Annotated in this window: 5 protein-coding genes; all 5 read left to right on the forward strand. The window is 61.1% G+C overall.

What is annotated here, in order from left to right:
* The coding region (locus tag EOD07_RS37735; protein WP_164772405.1) for a hypothetical protein at positions 1 to 362 on the forward strand (362 nt) is incomplete at its 5' end.
* Between the two features lie 46 nt (positions 363 to 408).
* Entirely contained in the window at positions 409 to 1,194 is a 786-nt protein-coding gene (locus EOD07_RS21360; protein WP_127236875.1) for a hypothetical protein, read from the forward strand.
* Positions 1,195 to 1,445: 251 nt separating this feature from the next.
* Positions 1,446 to 3,407: a hypothetical protein gene (locus EOD07_RS21365; RefSeq protein ID WP_127236876.1), complete on the forward strand. Its 1,962-nt coding sequence runs from the start codon at positions 1,446 to 1,448 to the stop codon at positions 3,405 to 3,407.
* Positions 3,404 to 4,117, forward strand: coding sequence for a hypothetical protein (locus EOD07_RS21370; RefSeq protein WP_127236877.1), 714 nt, complete (start codon positions 3,404 to 3,406; stop codon positions 4,115 to 4,117). The genes EOD07_RS21365 and EOD07_RS21370 overlap by 4 nt, the downstream gene beginning before the upstream one ends.
* Positions 4,118 to 4,785: 668 nt before the next feature.
* Positions 4,786 to 5,249 (forward strand): glycosyl hydrolase 108 family protein (locus EOD07_RS21375; RefSeq protein WP_127236878.1); only part of this gene is annotated, 464 nt, incomplete at its 3' end.

The following is a 5,249-nucleotide window of genomic DNA, read 5'->3' on the forward strand; positions in this document are numbered from 1 at the left end:
CCCCAATTGTCCGTAAGCTTCACTACGTGATTGACGTCTGGATCGGCGATGTTCTGATAACGAGTTTCCCCTGCTATCTCGTCACCAAGGAGGCTGAGCGAGAGCTGCTTACGATCGGCGTCTCTGGGGCGACGTTTGCCGATGTCGAGGTGACCGCTTCCGAGTTATTTCGTCGGCTACAGCCAAAGACGAAACTTCCATCTTTCGTCTGGATGAAAATCAAGGGGCAGCCAGGGCACGACGACTTCGGCATGGCTCCAAATCATGAGCTTGTCGTTTCGGAGCGTGCCTTGGATGTGTTCGAGCGTTTGGGTAATGAATCAGCCGGAATTCGTTTGTACGACGAGCCGGAAGAAGATTGAAGATCTTTGGAATAGGTGACAGTGCGTATTTCCACCGTATTTCTTTGTGCAGACGACGGATGAGATTGCGAGTAGAAGCGCAAACATCTATGATCCTCAAACCAAGCCAGCCCGCTCTATTCTCGACGATTATCCATACGCGGTGATAGCCGATGACAACGAAAAACTCCTCGTCGACGCCAGAACCGGAAGACAGCTCTCCGACCCCGAAACCGGAAGACTCCTCTATGACCCCGAGGGAAGACCGCTCGGTGAAGGAGTGGTCGGCCGAAGAGTGGTGGGCGGAGAAGACGTCGCCGTCTCACCGGAAGAACATGACGCCCTTGCAGAGGCAGCGATTGGCTCGCGCATTGAGGCAGATGAGGCGAGAGCGTTTTCACGAGGAGAGTTCGGAAAGTACGTAGTGGTCCGGGGCCCAAATGGCCCAGAGCGCTCTATTCATATCTTAAATACGCTGCGTGGCTCGGATGCGGTAAAGGTCGGAGCCCATGAAATGGGCCACATGATCGACGATCTTGCTGGCAAGATCGTCGGTCACGATCGAGTTGCGCCGGTTCGGATGATCGACCAGGATGGGATCAAGGCCGAGCTTAGGTGGCTCTACAACGACCTCAACAATCCGACTTTGCAACAGGCCCGCGCTGCCGGGCGTCCTGTCGAACAATCCTCGTCGAAAGTGTACCGGGGGTTCGGCCCGGAGCAAATGGGTTACAAGAAGGGGATTGAGGCGGACAGGGAATTGATGGCGGAAGCCATTCGCGCCTACATGGCGAACCCCAATTATATGAAGACCGTGCGCCAAAGACGGCTGCCCGCATTCGCGCCTATGTGAATGAACACAAAGATCTGAAGCACATCATTCAGTTCAACAGCGTCGCCGGCACCGCCGGCGGGGCGGCCGGAGCGGGAGCGGCTTTGGGTTCGGATAGCTCGGATTCCGAGAGCGGGCAGGCTCAGTGAAGTTGGCGAAAATCCCGGTGACAATGAACTGATTTCCGATGCGGCTACAAATCCAGCCCGCGCGCTAATCCAAATCTTTTCAAGCCTCGCTTTCGCAGGGCTTTTTTTCATGGAGCAAGCCTTATGGCCCGACCTGCAACTGCCGCCGTTCGCCTGTTGACCGGCGAGCGCGAACCCGTGCGCCTGGCGACGACCGCGAACATCACCCTTTACGGCCTGCAGACCATCGACGGCCTGCTGACGGAAGTCGGCGACCGCGTGCTGGTCAAGGACCAGGCCGACCAGACCCAGAACGGCATCTACACCGCGAGCGAGGGCCCGTGGTACCGCGCCGCCGACGCCCGCACCACGCGCACGATGCAAAAGGGCACGACCGTGCATGTGCAGGAGGGCGCTGTCTCGGCCGATCGCATCTATGCCTTCGAGACGCTGGACCCGGTGATCGGCGCCGACCCGATCACGCTCAGCTTCTATCTCTCGCAGGACACGCTCGGCGATGCCGTGGATGCCGCCAATGCCGCAGCCACGAGCGCGGCGGCCGCGCTGACCTCCAAGAACGCCGCCGCCACCAGCGCCACCAACGCGGCGGGTTCGGCGACAGCGGCGGCCGGCTCCGCCACCGCCGCATCTACTTCCGCCGCCAACGCCGCGACCAGCGCGACGAACGCCGGCAATTCGGCGACGGCAGCGGCCGGTTCCGCTTCCACGGCTGCCGGTTCGGCCACCAGCGCCGGCGCCTCGGCAAGTGCTGCCGCCGGCTCGGCTTCCGCCGCATCTAGCTCGGCCACCGCCGCCTCCGGCTCCGCCACCAACGCCGCGAGTTCGGCCACTAGCGCGGCGGCAAGCGCCGTCGCTGCCGCCAATGCGGTGGCGGCACTCGGCTACACCTTTTCCACCAGCACCGCCGATGCCGACCCCGGCAACGGCACGCTGCGGCTGAACAACGCCACCGCCGCCTCGGCCACGGCCGCCTATATCGACAATCTCGATTCCAGCGGCGCCACGGTGAGCGGCGTGCTGGATACGTTCGACGACAGCACCAACATGATCAAGGGCCAGCGCACGCTGCGCTCCAAGGCGTCAGCCGCGATCGCCTATACCTACAATGTCACGGGCTCGGTGGTGGACGGGACGGGCTATCGAAAACTGACGCTCGCCTATGTCAGCGGCGCCGGCACCTTGCCCACGACCGCCGACGGCATCTGGCTGATCTTCACCCGCGCCGGCGACAAGGGCGCCGATGGGCTGGGTAGCGGGGACTTCACCGGCCCGGCCTCCTCGGTGACGGACAACATCGTGACCTTCGCCGGCACCACGGGGAAAGCGGGCAAGGACAGCGGCGTGGCTGTGGCGAGCCTGGTCGCAGGGCCGGCCTCGGCCGCGGCCGACAACATCGCCACCTTCAACGGCACGACCGGGAAGGTGGTGAAGGACAGCGGCGTGGCTGTGGGGAGCCTGGCGCCGAAAGCCAGTCCGATATTTACGGGCACGCCAACGGCGCCAACAGCCGCAGCGGGCACCAACTCCTCGCAAATTGCGACGACGGCCTATGTCGACACGACATTTGCGCCTAAGGCGAGCCCGACCTTTACCGGAACGCCGGCGGCGCCGACTGCAGCACCCGGGACCAACACGACCCAGATTGCCACCACGGGGTTTGTGAAGGCGGCGATCGACGTCATATTGGGTGGAGTTTCGGCTGCGTTCGATACCTTGTCAGAAATCGCTGCGGCCATGCTGCAGAAAGCCGCCGACAATCTGGCTATGACAGCGGGTTTCACGCACACGGCGGTGAACGACGGTACCAAATCGTCCGGCACCTATACGCCGGCCCCTACGGGCGGCAATTATCGCAAGATCACTAACAATGGGGCGTTCACTTTGGCGGCGCCAACGACGGCAAACAGCTACAACATGGAGATCGACATTACCAACGGCGCGAGCGCTGGGGCGATTTCCTTCTCCGGGTTTGCCTCCGGGTTCCCGAAAGGCGATGCGCTCACTACCACCAACGGCGCGTTGTTCAAGTTGCATATTTCCAAGACTGATGCCGGCGTAACCGCCGTTCTTGAGGCCCTGTCATGAGCCTGGTTCTTCCCGCTTACATTCAGCGTGATCCGGACTATTACGTCACGGATTTCAGCGAGTACATGACCGGCGCGCAGCCGCACGACTGGTCGAAGCGCTGGGGCGCGGCGCACTACACGCCGACTGTCGAAACATCGTCGGGTTCACTCTCGGGCAAGGCCTTGCGGTTCAACATTACTGTGACCGGTGGCCTTGGATTTTTCAGTTGGGATAGAGTTTCGCCAGCCGCCGATGTTGAAATTCTTGCCCGCGGCCGCGTCATTACAAATCCGCTTAACACAATCAACACCTTCACCCGCCTTGGAGCCCGCGGTGCTGGCGGCGTTGGAAGTGAAATGGCCTACAGCGCTCTGGCGTTCTATCACACATCGGCCGGCACCGACTGGCGCATCCAGACCAACAAGAACGTTTCCGGTATATCATCAATTATCAGCGGCCCAACCGACGGCCCATCACCGACCATTTCAAGCACGGGGCCATCGGTTTGGATTTGGACCCGATTCCGCATTCAGGGTTCAAGCATTTCCCGCAAGTCGTGGCAGCACGGCGCATCCGAACCCGCATTTCAAGATACAATCTCCGACGCCTCGATTACGGCGGCGGGATGGGTCGGCGACTACGTGGCCGAACAACAAATCCACATGCGCGAAACGGACTTCTTCTCCGTCGCGCTAAGGGGCAAGACCGCCTCGTCAAGCAAGAGGTAATAGCATGTTCGCCCTAGTCCGAGGCGGCCTCCTGGTTCGCCTCGTTGTTGGGTATGGTCGTCGGTTCTCTTACCCGCGTCAACGAATTATCAGCGCCCCGTGCCAGATCATTCCCAAGTTAGGCGCGGAGGCATGCATTATCGGTAAGAGCAACATGGATCACTGCAAGATCGACCTATTCGCACACTAGTTCGCGCTCGGTTGTATGCCGCGATGATCCTGGCGCCGTGGGTCTTACCTAGGGAGGCGGCGCCTGCCCCGTCCACGTTGGGTGGTGGATTATTTGGTCGCCGTTCCTTTCGTCGTCCGTCTCAATGGTTCCAGCGGCGGAAATCTGGACTCGGAGTGGTTCATCGTGCGTAGGGTCAAAACATTGAAGCACAAGTTTGCCACCCTGTGCTTCGATCGTAACCCCGAACGCGTTGCCATTCGGATCTGTGACATCGACCTGGATACACAAGGCCTGAAAGTCCAGGTCGCAGTGCCACTTAGGCGGATTGTCCGAGATATCGCCGATCGGCTGAATTATATGCTTCACAGCTAAGATCCCTGTTCTCTCAAACTGCCGCAGCCTTCAACGGTATCCATCCGTAGCCGATGGCTGGGCTTGTTGTCATCCTCGAAATTGGACTCCTCAGTCTGCCCATCCCAAGCAGAAAGGAACACCCATGGACCGCAACTTCGCGCGAAGCCTTTCGCTCGTGCTCAAATCCGAGGGCGGTTGGTCGGATAAACCCGCCGATCCCGGTGGCGCGACCATGAAAGGCGTCACGCTCGCCAATTTTCGTCGCTACGTCAAAGCCGACGCCACCAAGGCCGATCTTCGCGCCATCAGCGACGCCCAGCTAGCCACGGTTTATCGGCGCTTTTACTGGGATGCCGTAGCCGGCGCGGAGCTTCCCGATGGCGTCGACTATGCCGTCTTCGACTTTGCCGTGAACAGCGGGCCGGGCAGGGCGGCGAAATATCTTCAAGCTGTGCTCGGCGTTGGCCAGGACGGCCTCATCGGCCCGGCGACGCTGGCGGCGGCGAGAGCAAAGCCAGCGGGCGTCGTCGTCGATGCGTTGTGCGATGCCCGTCTCGCCTTCCTCGAAAGGCTGCCGACCTGGCCGAACTTCGGCCGGGGCTGGAG

Source organism: Mesorhizobium sp. M2C.T.Ca.TU.002.02.1.1, assembly GCF_003997225.1.